The sequence below is a fragment of the Streptomyces asoensis genome (assembly GCF_016860545.1).
Classification (GTDB): Bacteria; Actinomycetota; Actinomycetes; order Streptomycetales; family Streptomycetaceae; genus Streptomyces; species Streptomyces asoensis.
The window spans coordinates 1-18131 of sequence record NZ_BNEB01000003.1; the positions used below are offsets into that span (position 1 = coordinate 1).

11 protein-coding genes are annotated in these 18131 nt (G+C 73.0%); 3 read left to right on the forward strand and 8 right to left on the reverse strand.

The annotated features are described in order from the left end of the window. The 3 genes from wecB to Saso_RS12675 all read left to right on the forward strand — a co-directional run. Positions 1-1061 (forward strand): non-hydrolyzing UDP-N-acetylglucosamine 2-epimerase (wecB, locus tag Saso_RS12665; protein WP_203833527.1); only part of this gene is annotated, 1061 nt, incomplete at its 5' end. 201 nt (positions 1062-1262) lie between these two features. Then, positions 1263-2507, forward strand: a complete 1245-nt coding sequence (locus Saso_RS12670; RefSeq protein WP_189918528.1) for a glycosyltransferase — start codon at positions 1263-1265, stop codon at positions 2505-2507. Next, positions 2504-4657, forward strand: a complete 2154-nt coding sequence (locus Saso_RS12675) for a glycosyltransferase family protein (protein WP_189917705.1) — start codon at positions 2504-2506, stop codon at positions 4655-4657. Before Saso_RS12670 ends, Saso_RS12675 begins: the two co-directional genes overlap by 4 nt. A gap of 102 nt (positions 4658-4759) precedes the next feature. Here the strand turns inward: Saso_RS12675 and galE are convergent, their stop codons facing one another. The 8 genes from galE to Saso_RS12715 all read right to left on the reverse strand — a co-directional run bounded on the left by galE (position 4760) and on the right by Saso_RS12715 (position 18004). After that, complete coding sequence (gene galE, locus Saso_RS12680; protein ID WP_189917706.1) at positions 4760-5728, reverse strand: UDP-glucose 4-epimerase GalE; 969 nt, start codon at positions 5726-5728, stop codon at positions 4760-4762. 73 nt (positions 5729-5801) lie between these two features. Then, positions 5802-7085: a nucleotide sugar dehydrogenase gene (locus Saso_RS12685; protein ID WP_189917707.1), complete on the reverse strand. Its 1284-nt coding sequence runs from the start codon at positions 7083-7085 to the stop codon at positions 5802-5804. A 9-nt stretch (positions 7086-7094) separates the two neighbouring features. Next, complete coding sequence (locus Saso_RS12690) at positions 7095-8801, reverse strand: glycosyltransferase family 2 protein (protein ID WP_189917708.1); 1707 nt, start codon at positions 8799-8801, stop codon at positions 7095-7097. A gap of 110 nt (positions 8802-8911) precedes the next feature. Next, positions 8912-9937, reverse strand: coding sequence for a Gfo/Idh/MocA family protein (locus tag Saso_RS12695; RefSeq protein WP_189917710.1), 1026 nt, complete (start codon positions 9935-9937; stop codon positions 8912-8914). Continuing rightward, positions 9934-11049 (reverse strand): DegT/DnrJ/EryC1/StrS family aminotransferase, encoded by a 1116-nt coding sequence (locus Saso_RS12700; RefSeq protein ID WP_189917712.1) that lies wholly within the window; start codon positions 11047-11049, stop codon positions 9934-9936. The genes Saso_RS12695 and Saso_RS12700 overlap by 4 nt, the downstream gene beginning before the upstream one ends. 456 nt (positions 11050-11505) lie before the next feature. Then, positions 11506-15705 (reverse strand): Rne/Rng family ribonuclease, encoded by a 4200-nt coding sequence (locus Saso_RS12705; protein WP_189917714.1) that lies wholly within the window; start codon positions 15703-15705, stop codon positions 11506-11508. 277 nt (positions 15706-15982) lie between these two features. After that, on the reverse strand, positions 15983-16747 hold the full coding sequence (locus Saso_RS12710; RefSeq protein ID WP_189917716.1) for a TIGR03936 family radical SAM-associated protein: 765 nt from the start codon (positions 16745-16747) through the stop codon (positions 15983-15985). A 48-nt stretch (positions 16748-16795) separates the two neighbouring features. Then, positions 16796-18004: a hypothetical protein gene (locus Saso_RS12715; protein WP_189917718.1), complete on the reverse strand. Its 1209-nt coding sequence runs from the start codon at positions 18002-18004 to the stop codon at positions 16796-16798. Positions 18005-18131 lie beyond the last annotated feature (127 nt).

The window sequence follows — 18131 nt, forward strand, 5'->3', positions numbered from 1 at the left end:
AGCTCGCCGCCATCGCGGCCGCCTTCGCCGGCACCGAGCACGAGCACGTCATCGTGCACACCGGGCAGCACTACGACGCCGACCTCTCGGACGTCTTCTTCTCCGGGCTCGGCATCCCGGACCCCGACGTCCACCTCGGTGTCGGCTCCGGCAGCCACGGCGTGCAGACCGGCGCCGTCCTCTCCGCCCTGGACCCGGTCCTCGAGCGCGAGCGGCCCGACTGGGTGCTCGTCTACGGGGACACCAACTCCACGATCGCCGGCGCGCTGTCGGCCGTGAAGATGCACCTGCCCGTGGCGCACCTGGAGGCGGGCCTGCGCTCCTTCAACCGGCGGATGCCGGAGGAGCACAACCGCGTCCTCACCGACCACAGCGCCGACCTGCTCCTCGCGCCCACCGAGGAGGCCATGCGCCACCTCGCGAACGAGGGCCTCGCCGAGCGGGCCCGGCTGGCCGGCGACGTCATGGTCGACATCTGCCTGCGCATCCGCGACCAGGTCCGCGCCGGCGAGTTCCCGGCGCCGGAGCTGCCCGAGGGCATCGACCCGGCGAAGCCCTTCCTGTTCGCCACCCTGCACCGCCCGGACAACACCGACGACCCCGAGCGGCTCGCCGCGATCGTCGACTCGCTCGCCGCGCTGCCGGTGCCGGTGGCGCTCGCCGCCCACCCGCGCCTCGTCGCCCGCGCCCACGAGCACGGCATCGACCTGTCCAAGGGCAACCTGCACGTCGGCCGCCCGCTGCCGTACGCCGGCCTGGTCGCCGCCGTGCTGGCCTCGACCGGCGTGGTGACGGACTCCGGCGGTCTCCAGAAGGAGGCGTTCCTGCTGGAGCGCATCTGCACCACCGTCCGCCCGGAGACCGAGTGGGTGGAAACCGTCCAGACGGGCTGGAACGTCCTCGTTCCCGACCCGCACACGCTGTCGCCCCAGAAGTGGGCCGAGACCGTCACCCGTGCCGTGCCGACCGACGATCCCGGCATCCCGTACGGCGACGGCCGCGCCGCGCACAACGTCGTCCGTCTCATGGAGGAATGGAAGGGGGGCAGCCGGCCCGTCTGACATGAGGAAGCGGAACCGGGTGCCGTGGCCGCCCGCTCACGGGCGGCCACACAGGACCCACAGTCCGCGCATGTCAGCGTGCTAGCGTCAACCGCTATGTCATCGTCTCCCCCGTCCGGGCCGCCTGCGGAAGGCAAGCGACCGCACGTCATCTATCTCGCCATCGGCTTCCCGCCGGCCGCCAAGAGCTCCACGTACCGGATGCGCGAGACCGCCAACCAGTTCGTGAGGGTCGGCTGGGACGTCACGGTCGTCAACATCGCCCGGGAGTCCTGGGAACTCGACTCGGGCATCGACCTCTCCCTGCTGGACCAGGTCGACCCCCGGGTGAAGATCGTCGAGCTGCCGCTTTCGCGCGACGACCTCGAGACGGACATCCGCCTCTTCGACGAGGCGCGTGCCCTCGACCCCAACGGCTGGGTCGCCAAGCTGCGCAAGCGCCAGACCGAGACGTTCCCCGAGCCCAACTTCGGTGAGTGGCGCGGCGACCTCGAAGAGGCGGTGCTGCGGATCCACCGGGAACACCCGGCGGACCTGCTCCTCGCCAGCTGCGTGCCCTACGTGAACCTCGCCGCGGCCTGGAAGCTGTGGGAAGAGGCGAAGGTGCCGTACGCGGTGGACTTCCGCGACGGCTGGTCCATCGACGTCATCGACGGTGTCGAGGCCTTCGCCCGCGACTCCGCGGAGGGCGTCTGGGAGCGGAAGATCCTGGACGACGCCGTCTCGCTGTGGGTCGTCAACGACCCGATCGCCGAGCACTACCGCAACCGGTACCCCGAGCTCGCCGACCGGGTGCACGTCGTGCGCAACGGCTACGACGCGGACAGCTCGCCGGGCCGGTCGCACAGCCCCGACCCCGCTTCCGGACTGGTCTTCGGCTACCTGGGCACGGTCAACTTCACCGTCCCGCACCTGGAGACGGTGCTCAACGCCTGGCGCGCGGCCCGCGAGAAGGAACCGCTGCTGGCGAACGCGCGCTTCGAGCTGCGCGGTCACCTCGGCAACGGCGCCAGCCGCGGGGCCAACCGGCACGCCGAGGTGTTCAAGGAGGCCGAGGCCGACGGCGTCGTCTTCGGCGGTCCCGCCGCCAAGGCCGAGGTCTCCTCGATCTACGCCCGCTGGGACGCCATGGTGCTGATCCTCATCGGCGGACGGTTCGTCACCTCCGGCAAGGTGTACGAGTACATGGCGACCGGCCTGCCGATCGTGTCGGCGCACGCCGTCGAGCACGACGCCTCGAACGTGCTGAGGGGCCACCCGCTGTGGACCGGCGCCCCCGGTCTCGACGAGGCGGGCCTGACCGAGTCCTTCATCAAGGCCGCCCACATGGCGGTCGAGACCACGGACGAGGAGCACGCCGAGGCGATGGCCCACGCCGACCAGTTCACTCGTGAGGCGCTGATGTCCGTCGCCGTCAAGAACCTTGTCGAGGAGCTCGCCAAGTGACCGAAGTCCTGCTCGTGGCGTCCGTACGCCCGAATTTCGGTGTGCTCGCCGACACGGTGCGCAAGTTCAACGCCCAGGGCGCCCGGGTGCGTCTGGCGGGCATGTTCCACCTGGAGGCCGAAGGCGTCCCGGAGGAGCTCGCCAAGGTCGAGCTGGCCGACGCGCACCAGCTGCCGCGCACCCTCAAGCACCGCAGCCAGGCCGTGCGCCGCCGGCTCGGCAAGGCCCCTCGCGGCCTGCGCAACTGGACGCAGGTCCGCAGCGACTCGTGGCTGCGCTCGCAGGGCCGCAAGGCCGACGTCCTGGTCGCCCTGGACGTGGCCGCCGTCTACACGGTGTGGCGGCTCGCCGAGTACAACCGCACCGCCGCGGCCAAGTTCGGGCTCGCGCCCGCGCTGAAGGCCGTGGAGGAGCTGAAGGCGCAGGGCGGCACCACCGCCCGCCGCTCCACCGTCCTGCCGCCGCTGAGCGCCGTCGCGCGTGATGTGAAGCGCTCGGTGGACCGGCTGCCCGCGCAGCTGGTGCGTACGGCGACCCCCCGGCCCCTGATGCGTTCCGGTGTCGGCGCCCGGCTGTGGCGTTCGGCCGTGACCGCGCCCGGTGTGCCCATAAGAGTGCGGGCCGCGACCTCGCGGTACGTCGCCGAGGGCATGCAGTGGGCGGGCCGCACCAGCGGCGCCGCGCTCACCCTCGCGGACGCCGCCTCGAAGATCCCGGACCTGCAACTGCGGGCGGACCTCTACAACGAGGGCGTCATGCAGGAGCTGAAGAAGGGCATCAGCCCCCGCTACCTGGGCAAGGCGGTCGCGGCGCAGCTCGCCAACGCCGACGCGCTCTTCGCCAGGGGCAGGACCGACGACGCCGCCGAGGCGCTGAACCGGGCCCTGTTCCTGCACTTCCACCGGGTGCTGCACATCGACCAGCTGTCGTCGCCGCTGGCGAAGGACGCCGAGGGGTTCATCGCCCCGCTGCACAGTTCCAAGGCGTTCCAGGCACTGAGCCGCCCCCGCGGCCGCAAGGTGCCCGCCGCGCCCGCCCCCACCGACCGCCCGCTGCGGCTGCTGGTGGCGACGAGCGCCAACGACAACTTCCTGCACCTGATCAAGGAGCACTTCGCCGGCCACCCCGGCGTCGAGCTGCGCTACCTGGACCTGGCCGCCAACAAGCACCTCAAGCGGATCTCCTGGGCGGCGCCGCGGATGCTCAAGGACCGCCTGGCGGGCGACAGCAGCGACTACCAGGAAGAGGTGGAGCGTCTGATGCGCCCGCACCTCGACTGGGCCGACACGCTGTTCCTGGAGTGGGCGGCCGGTCCGGCCGGGATGCTCACCACGATCGACCCGGGCGACACCCGGATCGTCGTGCGCCTGCACAGCTACGAGGCGTTCACCCGCTGGCCGCACATGACGGACTTCTCCCGGATCGACGACATGGTGTTCGTCGCCCCGCACGTGAAGGACCTCACCGCCTCGCTGGTGCCGACGCTGCGCGGCGAGCAGGCGCCGGGCTTCCACCTCATCGACAACGCCATGGACCTGTCGGGCTTCAACCGCCCGAAGCCGGCCGAGGCCCGCTTCAACCTCGGTCTGGTCGGCATCAGCCAGGTCGCGAAGGACCCCAAGTGGGCCCTGGACGTCCTGGAGCGGGTCCGCAAGCACGACGAGCGCTACCGGCTGCTCCTGGTCGGCGGCGACATGGACCCGAAGACCAGCCAGGCCACCAAGGACTACCTGAACGAGTTCGAGGAGCTGCTGGAGCCGCTGGAGGAGTCCGGTGCGGTGGTCCGGCTCGGCGCGACGGACGACGTCCCGTCGAAGCTCGTCGAGATCGGTACGATCCTCAGCTCCTCGGTGCGCGAGGGCTGCCACGTCGGCCTGATGGAGGGCGCCGCCAGCGGTGCCGTCCCCGTCGTCCGCGACTGGCCGTTCTACGCGGGCAAGCCCAACAGCGCCCGCACCCTCTACCCCGAGGGCTGGGTGGTGGCGTCCCCCGCCGAGGCGGCCGAGCGGATCCTGAAGATCACGGCCACCGAGGAGTCCTGGCGCGGGGCGGGCGAGCTCGCGGCCGAGCACGCGCTGACGGTGTGGGACTGGCCCGTGGTGCAGAAGCACTTCGAGAAGCTGTTCCTCGGCGAGGACCGGACCGGCTGAGAGGCCGGCACCGCGCCGCATGAGTGAGGGCCCCCGGGACAATCCCGGGGGCCCTCACTCATGCGCTCACCGACCCGCTCACCGTCCCGCTCCCGGGGCCGGTCAGGGGTGCCGCAGCCGCCATCCCGCCCACGCCGACTCGACCATCTCCCGCACTCCGCGCCGAGCGCTCCAGCCGAGTTCCTCGCGGATGAGGTCGGCGGAGGCCACGACCCGGGCCGGGTCTCCCGCGCGGCGGCCGGACACCAGGGGCTCGACGTCCGCCCGTCCGGTGACGTCCTGGATCACGCCGATCATCTCGGCGACCGAGACGCCCTCGCCCCGGCCGATGTTGAGGACCAGCCGGGCGCCGGGGTCGGCGGCGAGCCGCCGGGCGGCCGCGACATGCGCGGCGGCTATGTCCTCGACGTGGATGTAGTCGCGTACGCAGGTTCCGTCGGGCGTCGCGTAGTCGTCACCGAAGATACGCGGTGCCTCGCCCGCCTCCAGGCGTTCGAAGACCATCGGGACGAGGTTGAAGACGCCGTCGTCGCCCAGCTCCGGGGTGGCCGCGCCCGCCACGTTGAAGTAGCGCAGCGAGGCGGTCGCCATGCCGTGCCGGGCGCCCACCGCCCCGACCAGCCACTCGCCCGCGAGCTTGGTCTCGCCGTAGGGGTTGATCGGCGCGCACGGCGTCTTCTCGGTGACGAGGTCGACGTCGGGCATGCCGTAGACCGCGGCCGACGAGGAGAACAGGAACCGGCCGATGCCCGCGGCGACGGCCGCGTCGAGCAGGACCCGCATGCCCTCGACGTTCTCGCGGTAGTAGTACAGCGGCCGGTCGACCGACTCGGCCACCTGCTTCTTGCCCGCGATGTGCACGATGCCGGTGACGCCGTGCTCGCGCAGCACCCGCCCGACGGCGTCGCCGTCGAGGACCGTGCCGACCTCCAGCACCACACCGTCCGGGAGCCGCTCGGCGCGGCCCGTGCTCAGGTCGTCGAGGACGACGACCCGCTCACCGGCGTCCGTCATCGCCTTCACGACATGCGAGCCGATGAAACCGGCGCCGCCCGTGATCAGCCAGGACATGGGAAAACCTTCCTGCACGAGGACCCCGCCCCCAGGTGCGGGGCGGGGCCACGAGGGTGTTCGCGTACGGGTGTCAGCCGCCGATGACGACGCGGCGGACGCCCTTCCAGGCCTCCGGGTCCGTCGTGCGGCGACCGTCGACCAGGACGGTGACGTCCGGCAGGTCGGCCGGGGTCAGCGTGCGGTACTCGGCGTGGTCCGCCTGGAGGATCGCCGCGGTGACCTTCTCGCCCGCGTGCGGGGTGAGGCCGTGGGCGGCGAGCTCCTCGTCGGTGTACATCGGGTCCGAGACGTACGGCACCGCGCCCCGCGCCTTGAGGGCCTCGACGGTCGGGAAGACGCCGGAGAAGGCGGTCTCCTTCACGCCACCGCGGTAGGCGGCGCCCAGGACGAGCACGCCCACGCCGGTCAGGTCGCCGTAGGCGGCGGCCAGCAGGTCGACGGCGTACTCGGGCATCGCGGCGTTCGCCTCACGGGCGGAGCGCACGACGGTCGCCGCCGGGTCGTTCCACAGGTACATCCGCGGGTAGATCGGGATGCAGTGACCGCCGACGGCGATGCCCGGCTGGTGGATGTGGCTGTAGGGCTGCGAGTTGCAGGCCTCGATGACCTTCTTGACGTCGATGTCGTTCTGGTCGGCGAAGCGCGCGAACTGGTTGGCCAGACCGATGTTGACGTCCCGGTAGGTCGTCTCGGCGAGCTTGGCCAGCTCGGAGGCCTCGGCGGTGCCCAGGTCCCACACGCCGTTGGCCTGCGGCAGGTCGGCACGCTCGTCGAAGTCGAGGACCTGCTCGTAGAACTCCACACCGCGGGCCGTCGAGGCCTCGTCGATGCCGCCGACCAGCTTGGGGTAGCGGCGCAGGTCGGCGAAGACCCGGCCGGTGAGCACGCGCTCCGGGGAGAACACCAGGTGGAAGTCCTCGCCGGCGGTCAGGCCCGAGCCCTCGGCCAGCATCGGCGCCCAGCGGGTGCGGGTGGTGCCGACCGGCAGGGTCGTCTCGTACGAGACCAGCGTGCCGGGCTTGAGGCCCTGCGCGATCGCCTTGGTCGCGGAGTCCATCCAGCCGAAGTCCGGGGTGCCCTCGGCGTCCACGAACAGCGGGACGACCACGACGACGGCCTCGGACTCGGCGACGGCGGACGCGGTGTCCGTGGTCGCGCTCAGCAGACCGGCGTCGACGGCCTGCTTCAGCTTGACGTCGAGGTCGTGCTCGCCGGGGAACGGCTCGACGCCGGCGTTGACCAGCTCGACGACCTTCTCGTTGACGTCCGCGCCGATGACCCGGTGGCCCTTGGAGGCGAACTGCACGGCGAGCGGCAGGCCGATCTTGCCGAGTGCTACTACACAGATGTTCATGGAGGGTCGCTACTTCCTTTTGGAACCGGTCGGTTTCTTGAGACCGGCGGACTTCAACTTTCTGACGCCGGCCGCCCGCGCGCGCACGGCCAGGGACTTCAGCTTCCGGGCGGGAGCCTTCAGCGCCCGCAGGAGCAGTGCTCCCTTCGGCGGGTACATCCGGGCCGTGTCGATCACGACACGCCCCTTGTCGTTCACCACGGCCGACGCCCGGTAGGGGTCCCCCTCCCGGCCCCACCGGCGGGCCAGCGGCATGGGCAGGTCCTTGCCCCGTACGGGGATCTCGTACGTCGAACCGGCCACGTCCAGGTATACCCGCACCCCGCGCTTGGCGGTGACGTACTCCAGCGGGACGCGTACGTGCAGGACGGTCGCGGCACCGTCCTCGGACGGCTCGGCCGTCACCTCGCCGGCCGCCGGCGGCAGCGCCTGGTCCGCCTTCATACGGCGTGCTCCGGGCTTGTCCGCCGACTTCGGCATGGCCTTCGTGGCGAGCCGGACGGAGCTGCCGCCGACCTCGCCGAGCACCGGCACCCGCACGGACAGCGTGTACGTGAGCGCCTCGTCCCGCTGCTCCCAGGCGGAGGCCAGCAGCAGGGTGCCCTGGGCGAGACGGCCGGGCACGGACTCCCCGACCAGCTCGTAGACCCGGTCCGCCAGCCCGATGCGCGGATCGCGGAACCCGGGGTAACGGGCGAAGGCCCGTCCGTCCTCCAGGACGAACGGGGGCGCCCCGTGCTCCTTCTCCGCGCTGATCGCCTCGGCCAGCTCGTCGATCGCACCGGCTCGCGCCAGGGCTATGCGGACCCGCCGCTTCACGTCCATCGCGTCACGGATGCCGTCGGTGAAGTAGACGTCGGCGAGCCGCCCGATGCCCGCGCAGATCTGCCGCTGGAGCTCGCGGTCCAGAGCGGGGAAGTCGTCCTGGACGAGCTTGGCGAGCTCCCAGGTGAAGTGCCGGCGCAGCAGCGCGTCCCGCTCGGGACCCGCCTCGACCAGGCCGGCCGTGAAGTCCATGATCTCGCCGGCCGCCCGCAGCCGGGCCAGGTGGTCGGCGCGGTAGGTGATGTTGCTGGCGTCGCCGCGCTTGACGGCGTAGTAGCAGGTGTAGTCGGCCACCACCGAGATCTTCTTCGCGCGCACGCACGCCTCGATGGTGAACGGCTGGTCGCTGCCCACGGGCAGGTGCTCGGGGAAGCGCAGCTTGTACTTCTCGACCAGCTCGCGCCGGAACAGCTTGGTGTTGGCCAGGGTGAAGGGCAGCGCGGAGTCGTACAGGCTGACGTCCGGGTCGCTCTTCTTGTACAGCGCCTGGTGCACGTACCGGCCGTTGGTGCCGACCATCTTGCCGACGACCACGTCCGAGCCGTGCTTGTCGCCGCAGTCGACCATCCGCTCCAGCGCTTCCTCGCCGAGGTAGTCGTCGGAGCCGATGAAGTACACGTAACGGCCGGTGGCCACCTCCAGCGCCCGGTTGCTGGGCGCCGCCGGGCCACCGGAGTTCGGCTGGTGGAGCACCTTGACGGTGTCCGGGTACAGGGCCGCGAACCGGTCCAGTTCGATGCCGCTGTCGTCCGTGGAGCCGTCGTCCACGGCGACGATCTCCAGCCGCTCCCTGCCGATGCTCTGCCCGACGAGCGAGTTCAGGCACTCCGTCAGGTAGGGCATCGTGTTGTAGACGGCAACGATGACGCTGACGTCAGGCGCAGCAGACATGCTCCGGCTCCTGGTCTCCGACAGCCGACGGCCGGCTGGGTCCTGCGGGGAAAGTCTCACAGAACATAGGAGTCCTGCCGAGCACGCACCGTTCCCCCGATGTGTGATGCTCAGCTGCCATGTGCGGCCAGGTCCTCCGGCTGAAGGGACACGCTGCGGTCGGTGGTCGCCGACTCCAGGACCGCGGCCGCCACCTCGACGGTGCGCATGCCCTGGCGCAGGGTGCAGATGTCGGCCGGCTTGCCGAGGACCGCGTCCCGGAACAGCTCGTGCTCGACCTGGAGCGGCTCGCGCTTCGGGATGGCGTACCGGATCATGTCGCCCTCGGACACCCCGCGGAACGCCCGCAGGGCCTCCCACTCGGTGGTCACGGCGGCGTTCGAGTGGAACGTCAGGTCGGCGGTGAGCGTGTCGGCGATGAAGCAGCCCCGGTCGCCGGTCACCGACGTGAACCGCTCCTTGAGCGGGCTCAGCCAGTTCACCAGGTGGTTGACCATGGTGCCGTCGTCGAGGCGGCCGACCGCGGAGACCATGTCCTCGTGCTCACGGCCGCTCTTGGAGACGGTGTGCGCGGCGATGGACACGTACTGGCGTCCGGTCACCCAGCCGGTGAGGTCGATGTCGTGGGTGGCGAGGTCCTTGACGACGCCGACGTCCGCGATGCGGTGCGGGAAGGGGCCCTGCCGGCGGGTGACGACCTGGTAGACGTCACCGAGCTCGCCGGCCTCCAGGCGGGCGCGCAGCGAGCGCAGCGCCGGGTTGCACCGCTCGATGTGACCGACGCCGGCCACCAGCCCGCGCGACTCGAACGCGTCGACGAGACGACGGGCGCCCTCGACGGTGTCGGCGACCGGCTTCTCGACCAGCGCGCAGACACCGGCCTCGGCGAGCGCCAGACCGACGGGCTCGTGCAGGGCGGTCGGGCAGGCCACGACGGCGTAGTCGACGCCGAGGGCGATGAGCTCCTCGACGGTGTTCAGGATCGGCGCCCCCTGGGCGGCGCCGAACTTGTCGCCCATCGGGTCGACGACGCCGACGAGCTCGACGCCCTCCAGACCCGCCAGGACGCGGGCGTGGTGACGCCCCATGGAACCGAGGCCGACGAGTCCTGCTCGCAGCGACTTCCCGGTACTCACAGTTGCTCCCCCAGAGCATTGACGGCGGTGACGATGCGCTCCAGCTCCTGCGTGGACAGGGCCGGGTGGACGGGGAGCGACACGACCTCGGCGGCCGCGCGGTCCGTCTCGGGCAGGTCCCAGTCACGGCCCGCCTTCTGGTCCGGCTCCCAGTACGGCTTCAGCCGGTGGATGGGGGTCGGGTAGTAGACGGCGTTGCCGATGCCGGCCTCGGTCAGCTTGGCCATGGCGGCGTCGCGGTCGCCCTGGATGCGGACCGTGTACTGGTGGTAGATGTGCCGGGCGCCCTCGGCGACCTTCGGCGTGACCACGTTCGCGGCGGTGATGTGCTCGGTGAGGTACGCGGCGTTGGCGATGCGCTGCTCGGTCCAGCCGTCCAGCTTGCGGCGCTGGACGCGGCCGATGGCGGCGGACACGTCGGTCATGCGCACGTTGGCGCCGACGATCTCGTTGGCGTAGCGCTTCTCCATGCCCTGGTTGCGCAGCAGGCGCAGGGTACGGGCGGTCTCCGCGTCCCCGGTGGAGATCATGCCGCCCTCGAGGCTGTGCATGTTCTTCGTCGGGTAGAAGCTGAACGTGCCCGCGGCGCCGAAGGCGCCGACCGGGGTGCCGTGCAGCGCGGCGGCGTGGGCCTGGCAGGCGTCCTCGACGACGGCGAGACCGTGCTGCGCGGCGATCGCCATGATCTTGTCCATGGCCGCCGGGTGCCCGTACAGGTGCACCGGCATGATCGCGGCCGTGCGCGGCGACAGGGCCGCCTCGACCGCGGCCGGGTCCAGGCAGAACGTCTCCGGGTCGATGTCGGCGAAGACGACGTCGGCGCCGACCAGCCGCACCGCGTTGGCGGAGGCGGCGAAGGAGAACGACGGCACGATGACCTCGTCGCCCGGGCCGAGGCCGAGGGCGAGGAGCGACAGGTGCAGCGCGGAGGTGCCGGAGTTGACAGCGACGCAGTGGCGTCCGTCGACCAGCTCCGAGAACTCCTCCTCGAAGGCCGCCACCTCGGGCCCCTGGACGACCATGCCGCTGCGCAGCACGCGCACGGCAGCCTCGATCTCCTCCTCGGCGATCACAGGCTTGGCGGCCGGTATGAACTCATGGGCGTCGGTCATCGACATCCCCTCCTCTACGGCGACCTCTAAGGCGCACCACGTCATGCAGGGTCGGGAGGGGCCGTGTCGATGTCCAGCACGGCCGCATCCCTGGTTGTCCGCCGAGACCTGTGGGCAGGCGGACGGTTCGTACACAGGACCCCGCCCCCCGAGGGTCCTGGCGGGAAGTCAGCCGTGTCCGGTCGCGAGACCGGTTGTGCTCATCGGCTGTGGTCACGGTGTGCATGTCCTTGGCCACCGGGACCACGAAGCACGTTACCAGCACGCGGACAGCGATTTTCCCAAGGGTTACCACAGTGAAACTCACGCAGCGAGTGCGCTCCCTCACAAACGAGACACAGAGTAACCCGGTGGGTGATCCGACGCGACGGGGGCACACGGGCCCCGGCCGTCGCGGGCACCCGGTGGGACACCGGGTGCCCGCGCGAGGTCGGACCGGTCAGGCGGGAGCGGGGATCACTCCTGCGTCGAGGCCGTGACGGTCGGCTGGCTCTGCTGGGTCGCCGCCGTGGTCTTCGACACCGCCTTCGCCGCCTTCTTCGCCGTCGTCTTCTTGGCGACGGTCTTCTTCGCGGCCGTCTTCTTGGCCGCCGCCGTCTTCTTGGTGGCGGCCTTCTTCGCCGTGGCCTTCTTCGCCGTCTTGCGGGCGGCCGTCTTCTTCGCCGGAGCGGCCTCCGCGTCCTCGGCGGGCGTGTCGCCCTCCTCGGCGGTGGTCTCCGCCGCGGCCGACGGGACGACCACGACGGCCGTCTCCTCGGACGCGGTCGGCGCGGTGGCCTTGCGCACGGCACGGCGCCGCGGGCGGGCCGGGGCCGCGCTCTCGGCGACGGGCTCGGCGGCCTGCTCGGCCTCGGGCTGCTCCACTTCGGCGACCTCGGCGGCCGGGGCCGGCGCGACCGACGGCTCGGTGACCGTCACGACGGCGGCCTCGGCCCCCGCGGGCGAACCGGCCGGCGCGGACACCTTGCGGGTGGCCCGCCGACGCGTACGGCCCTTCGGCGCGGCGTCGTCGACGACCGGCGCCTCGGCCTGCGGCGTCTCGACGGCCGCCTCGGTGACCGGTGCCTCGGTGACCTGGGCCTCGACGACCGGGTCCTCGGCGGCGACCGGCGCGGCCTGGGCGGCGACCGCATCGGCCGGCTGCACGGGACGCCCGGCCTCCGCCTCGGCGGTGACCTCCTGCGCGGTGGGCGCCTCGGCGGTCTCCTCGACGGGGGTGCCGGCCGGCTCGGCCGGGGCGAACGCCTCGGATCCGCCCGCCCTGCGCGGCTGACCGCCGCGCGGCGCTCCCGCCGGAGCGGACGCCCTGCGGCTCGCCCGACGGCGGCCGCGACCGCGCGTGGCGGCGGCCTCCGCCTCGGCGACGCTGCTGTACAGCTCCTCGTCGGCCGCGAACTCGGGGGACGCGAGCGCGATCGGCTCGGCCACCTCGGCGGCGACCTCGGCCTCGCTCTCCGTCTCCTCCTCGACGACCGTCGCGGGCTCGACGAGGTCGGCGGCCACCGTCTCGTGCTCGTGGTCGTGGCCCTGTCCGTCGCCACCGCGGCCGCGCTTCTTGCGCTTGCCGCCGCCACCGACGGCGGTCGGCTGCTCCATGTGGACGATGACACCGCGCCCGTTGCAGTGGACGCAGGTCTCGGAGAACGACTCCAGCAGCCCCTGTCCGACCCGCTTGCGGGTCATCTGGACGAGGCCCAGCGAGGTCACCTCGGCGACCTGGTGCTTCGTCCGGTCACGGCCCAGGCATTCGAGCAGGCGCCGCAGCACCAGGTCCCGGTTGGACTCCAGCACCATGTCGATGAAGTCGATCACGATGATGCCGCCGAGGTCGCGCAGCCGCAGCTGGCGCACGATCTCCTCGGCCGCCTCCAGGTTGTTCCTGGTGACGGTCTCCTCGAGGTTGCCGCCCTGGCCGGTGAACTTGCCGGTGTTGACGTCGACGACGACCATCGCCTCGGTCCGGTCGATCACCAGCGAACCGCCGCTGGGCAGCCAGACCTTGCGGTCCAGCGCCTTGGCGAGCTGCTCGTCGATCCGGTACGTGGCGAAGACGTCGACCTCGGAGGTCCACTTCGACAGGCGGTCGGTCAGGTCGGGCGCCACGTGCGAGACATAGCCGTGGATCGTCGACCAGGCCTCCTCGCCGCTGACGATGACCTTGGAGAAGTCCTCGTTGAAGATGTCGCGCACGACCCGGACGGTCATGTCCGGCTCGCCGTACAGCAGCGACGGGGCGTTCGAGCCGCCACCGTTCTTCGCCTTCTTCTGGATGTCCTCCCACTGCCCCTGGAGACGCTCGACGTCACGGCGCAGCTCGTCCTCGCTCGCGCCCTCGGCTGCGGTGCGCACGATGACGCCCGCGTCCTCGGGGACGATCTTCTTGAGGATCGTCTTCAGACGGGCCCGCTCGGTGTCGGGCAGCTTGCGGCTGATGCCGGTCATCGAGCCCTCGGGCACGTACACGAGGTAGCGGCCCGGCAGGGAGACCTGGCTGGTCAGGCGGGCGCCCTTGTGTCCGATCGGGTCCTTCGTCACCTGGACGAGGACCGACTGGCCCGACTTGAGGGCGGCCTCGATGCGGCGCGGCCCGTTGGCCATGCCGAGCGCCTCGAAGTTGACCTCACCGGCGTAGAGCACCGCGTTGCGGCCCTTGCCGATGTCGATGAAGGCGGCCTCCATCGACGGCAGCACGTTCTGGACCTTGCCCAGGTACACGTTGCCGACGTAGGAGGTGGCCTGCTCCTTGTTGACGTAGTGCTCGACGAGCACGTTGTCTTCCAGGACGCCGATCTGGGTGCGCTCGCCGCTCTGGCGGACGACCATCACCCGCTCGACGGCCTCGCGCCGGGCCAGGAACTCGGCCTCGGTGATGATCGGCACCCGGCGGCGGCCCTGCTCGCGGCCTTCGCGGCGGCGCTGCTTCTTGGCCTCGAGACGGGTCGAGCCCTTGATGGACTGCACCTCGTCGGAGGGCTCGGACGGCTTGCGCGGCTCACGGACCTTGACGACCGTGCGCTCGGGGTCGCCGTCGCCCGGCTGCTCGGCCTCGCCCGAGGAGTCACCGGCACGACGACGGCGACGGCGGCGACGGCGGCTGCCCGCGGTGGAGCCACCGGGCTCCTCGTCCGCGTCCTCCGCGTCCTCGTCCTCCTGCTCGGCGGTGTCCTCGGCGTCCTGCGCGGCCTGCTCGGCGGCGAACTCGTCGGACTCGGCGTCACCGGAGTCGCCCTCACCGTCGGCGGCATCGCCGCGGCGACGGCGACGGCCACCGCGGCGGCGACGGCGGCGCGAGCCGGTGTCCTCGCCCTCGTCGTCACCGTCGACGACGTCCTCGGCGGCCTCGTCGGCCTCCTCGGGCTCGGACTCCGGCTCCTCCTCGGCGGCGGGCGGCGTGGCCGCGGCGGGCGCGGCGGTGCGGCCGGAAGCGGCCTCCTCGCCCGCGCCGGCGGCACGGCGGCGGCGACGGCGGCGCGACCCGGCCGGCTCCTCGACGAGCTCGGGGGTCTCCTCGGGCTCCTCGGGCTCCGTCACCTCGGCCTCGGCCGCGGCGGCCTCGGCGGCCGCCCGCTGCGGGGTCTGGAACTGCGGTTCGGCGAACACGGGCGCCTGGAACACGGCGACCGCCGGGCGCGCGGGGCGACGCGGCGCGTCCGCCTCGGCGTTCTCCTGCGAGGGCGCGGTGAAACCGCCGGCGGCCCGGCGGACCGCCCGGCGGCGTCCGCGACGCGGACCGGCGTCCTCCTCGGCCGGAGCGGCCTCGGCGGGCGCGGCAGGGGCTTCGGGGGCCTTCGGCTCCTCGACGGCGGCGACCGCCGGCTCCTCGACGGTCTCGGGGGCCTGGGGGGCCTGTGGAACCTCGGCCTCGGCGGGCGCGGCCGCCCGGCGGGTGGCGCGGCGACGGGTGCGGGGGGCGGGCTCGACGGCCTCGGCGGACGGCTCCTCGGTCACGGCGGGAGCCTCGGCCCGCACCTCGGCCTGCGCGGGAGCCGCGGTCTCGGCGACGGCGGGCGTGACGGCCTCCGGCGCACCGGCGGGCGCGGTCGCCCGGCGGGTGGCGCGGCGCCGCGTACGGGGCGCGGTCTCGGGCTCGGCGGGCGCGGACTCGACGGCGGGCTGCCGGTCGGCCTCGGCCGTCCCGGCGGCGGGCTCGACGGTCTCGGCGGTCGCCTCGGCGGTCTCGGCGGCGGGCGCGGACACCCGGCGGGTGGCCCGGCGACGGGCGCGGCGGGGACCGCCGTCCTCGGCGGGCTCCTCCACGGCGGCCTCCGCGGCGGGGGCGTCCTGCTCGGCGGCCACCGGCACGACGGTCTCGGCGGCCTCGGCGTCGGCCGGGGCGCCGGCGGGCGCGGAGGCGCGGCGGGTGGCCCGGCGGCGCGTGCGGGGCGCGGCCTCGGCGGGCGCCTCGACGGCTGCCGCGGCCTCGGCGGCGGCGGTCGCGGCCGTCCCGTCCTCGAGGTCTTCGTCCGCCAGCTGCTCGGCGGACTCCACGGCCGGTATGGCCGGCGTGGTGATCTCGGCGGAGGTGTCGGCGGCGGCGGTCGGCGGACCCGCCGGCCGGGAGGCGGCACGGCGCCGGCGGCGCGGCGGCAGGGTGTCGCTGGGGGTGTTCGCTTCGGAGTCCTGGACGGACTCTGCGGATTCGGTCGGTTCGAGCATGCGGGCGTTTCTCCCGTCAGGGCTCCCGGGCGCCGCGCCTGGTCCGGCGTCGATCACGGAGGATCGATCGCCGTTGACGTCCGCGGCTCGCGCGATGCGCGGTGCCGCCGTCCGGGGCGCGGGCGCCGCACGGGAGCTCTCTGTGTCCTGTCTCGCCGGTTCCGTACGCCGAATGCGGACGGCCTGGCGAAAGTCTTGTGGTCGGTTCGCCGCCCGACCCAGGTGGCTCCCGAGTCGAGGGCGGCGCTACGGCGTACGTTCCTTCGCGGAACCTTCCCTACGCGGGCGCCTTCGCGGCGGCAGCGGGTTCGGCCGTTGTGGGGGCCTGTGCTGCCTCGCGGTCGGGCGCGAGCGGGTCGGTCACCGTGCCGGTCTCTTCATCGAACAGCCCCTGCGCCAGCCTGGTCACCGCAGCGGGGACCGGCGGCGCCAGGTCGGCCACGGCGCGAAGACCGGACAGGACGTCGTCGGGTCGTACGGCAGGCGTCACGTGCCGAACAACCAGGCGCAGTATCGCACAAGGCCGGTCCGTCGGCCTATCAGCGGGTTCACTGTGCGTTTCGAGGTGGACGACGGCGGCACGGGCGTCGAAGGTGCGGACGCCGTTCTTGGCCATGCGCTGGACCTCGACGGTCCCGGCCCGGTTGAAGGCCTCGACCGCGCGGTCGGCCTCGGCCGGGTCCACGCCGTCCAGCCGCAGCTCCCACACGGAGGCCGTCAGCCGGTCGGCAAGCCCCGAGGTCCGGACCTCGACCGCGTCGACGACGTCGAGCCCGGTGGGCAGCGACTCGTCGAGGAGGGCTCTCAGCTGCTCCGGGTCACGCGCCGCGGTGAGCGCGATCTCCAGGTACTCCGCCTCACTGCCCGTGCCGGTGGGTGCGGCATTGGCGTACGACACCTTCGGATGCGGTGTGAACCCGGCCGAGTACGCCATCGGCACCTCGGCACGGCGCAACGCACGCTCGAAGGCGCGCTGGAAGTCACGGTGGCTGGTGAACCGGAGGCGGCCGCGCTTGGTGTAGCGCAGTCGGATGCGCTGCACCGCGGGTGCGGGCGGCGGGCCTTCGGGCTGTCGCTTGCCCAGTGTCGTTCAGTCCTTCGTGAGAGCGGTCGTACTCCTACCAAGAGTACGTGTCCCGTCCGCCGATGGTTCCCGCCGGGCGACCGCCGACGGCCGGCGGGACTCGCCGAAGAGCATCCGGCGCACGTCGGCGCGGGCCTGCCGGGCCGTCTCCCGGGCGGCGGCCAGCGTCTGCCGGGCGGTGCGGCCCACGCTGCGCGCGGCCTGGGCGGCGGGCCTCAGCACGGCGTCCCGTACGGCGTGCCCGACCGGGGTCAGGACGGTCCGGTACGCCCACCGCGCCGGCTCCACGAAGATCCACCGGAAGAGGGTCCCGAGGAACCGTCCGACCGTCAGGGAGATCCGTCCCGCGATCCGCCAGGCGTGGCCGAGGGCCTCCCCCACCTCCCGGGCGACGACCGCGAGGAAGCGGCCGGCGGGGGCGAGGACCCAGCGCCACAGGGCGAGGAGGGGCAGCGCGACCAGGATGCGGGCGGTCCAGTACAGGACCAGACCGATTCCGGTGACGAGCAGTTCGACGAGGCGCCACAGCCCTCGCGCGCACCGGACGACGGCCCGGCCGGACGGCGCGAGGATCCAGGCGCGGATCCAGCGCGCGGGCGCCACGACGAGGTGGCGCACCAGCCAGGCCACCACGGTGTACGCGCCGGTGCCGACGGCGGCGAGAACGCCCCCGACGGCCCGCAGCAGCCGGCCGGCCGCGTGTCCGGCGGGGGTCAGCACGCGCGCGTACAGCCATCCCAGCCCGGCCCCGGCGCACCGGGCCGCCCACCCCAGCCCGGCTCCGGTCACCCGGGCCGTCCACGCGAGCCCGGTCCCGATCAGCCGGACCAGCCGTCCGACGCCGTGCCCGACCGGGGTCAGGACGTACCGGTAGCTCCACACCACCGGCACCACGAGCAGCGCGTGTGCCAGCCGTGCGAGGGCCCCGGCCACGGGTACGACGACATACCGCCACAGCCCGGCCAGCGGCCGCAGGACCAGCGTCTGCACCAGCCACCACAGGCCCCGCCCGACCGGCCGCAGCACCGTGTCCCGGAGGAACCGGCCCCCGACGACGAGCGCGTCCCACGCCATCCGCACGGGCAGGACCAGCACGAGCACGACGATCCGCACGGGCAGCCGGACCGCGACGACGAGACACCCCTCGGGCGTTCCGTCGGGGGTGCGGTCGGGCGTCCGCGCGGGGGTCGCGGCGGGTGGTTTCTCCAGGTCCATGTCGGCATAGACGCCACAGGGGGCCCGCCGGATGCACCGGCAGGCCGCAACCGTGCCCGCCGGGCCACGGACGCGGCGCCGTGCCCCGGACACGACCGAGCCCCCCTTCCCGCGGGAAGGGGGGCTC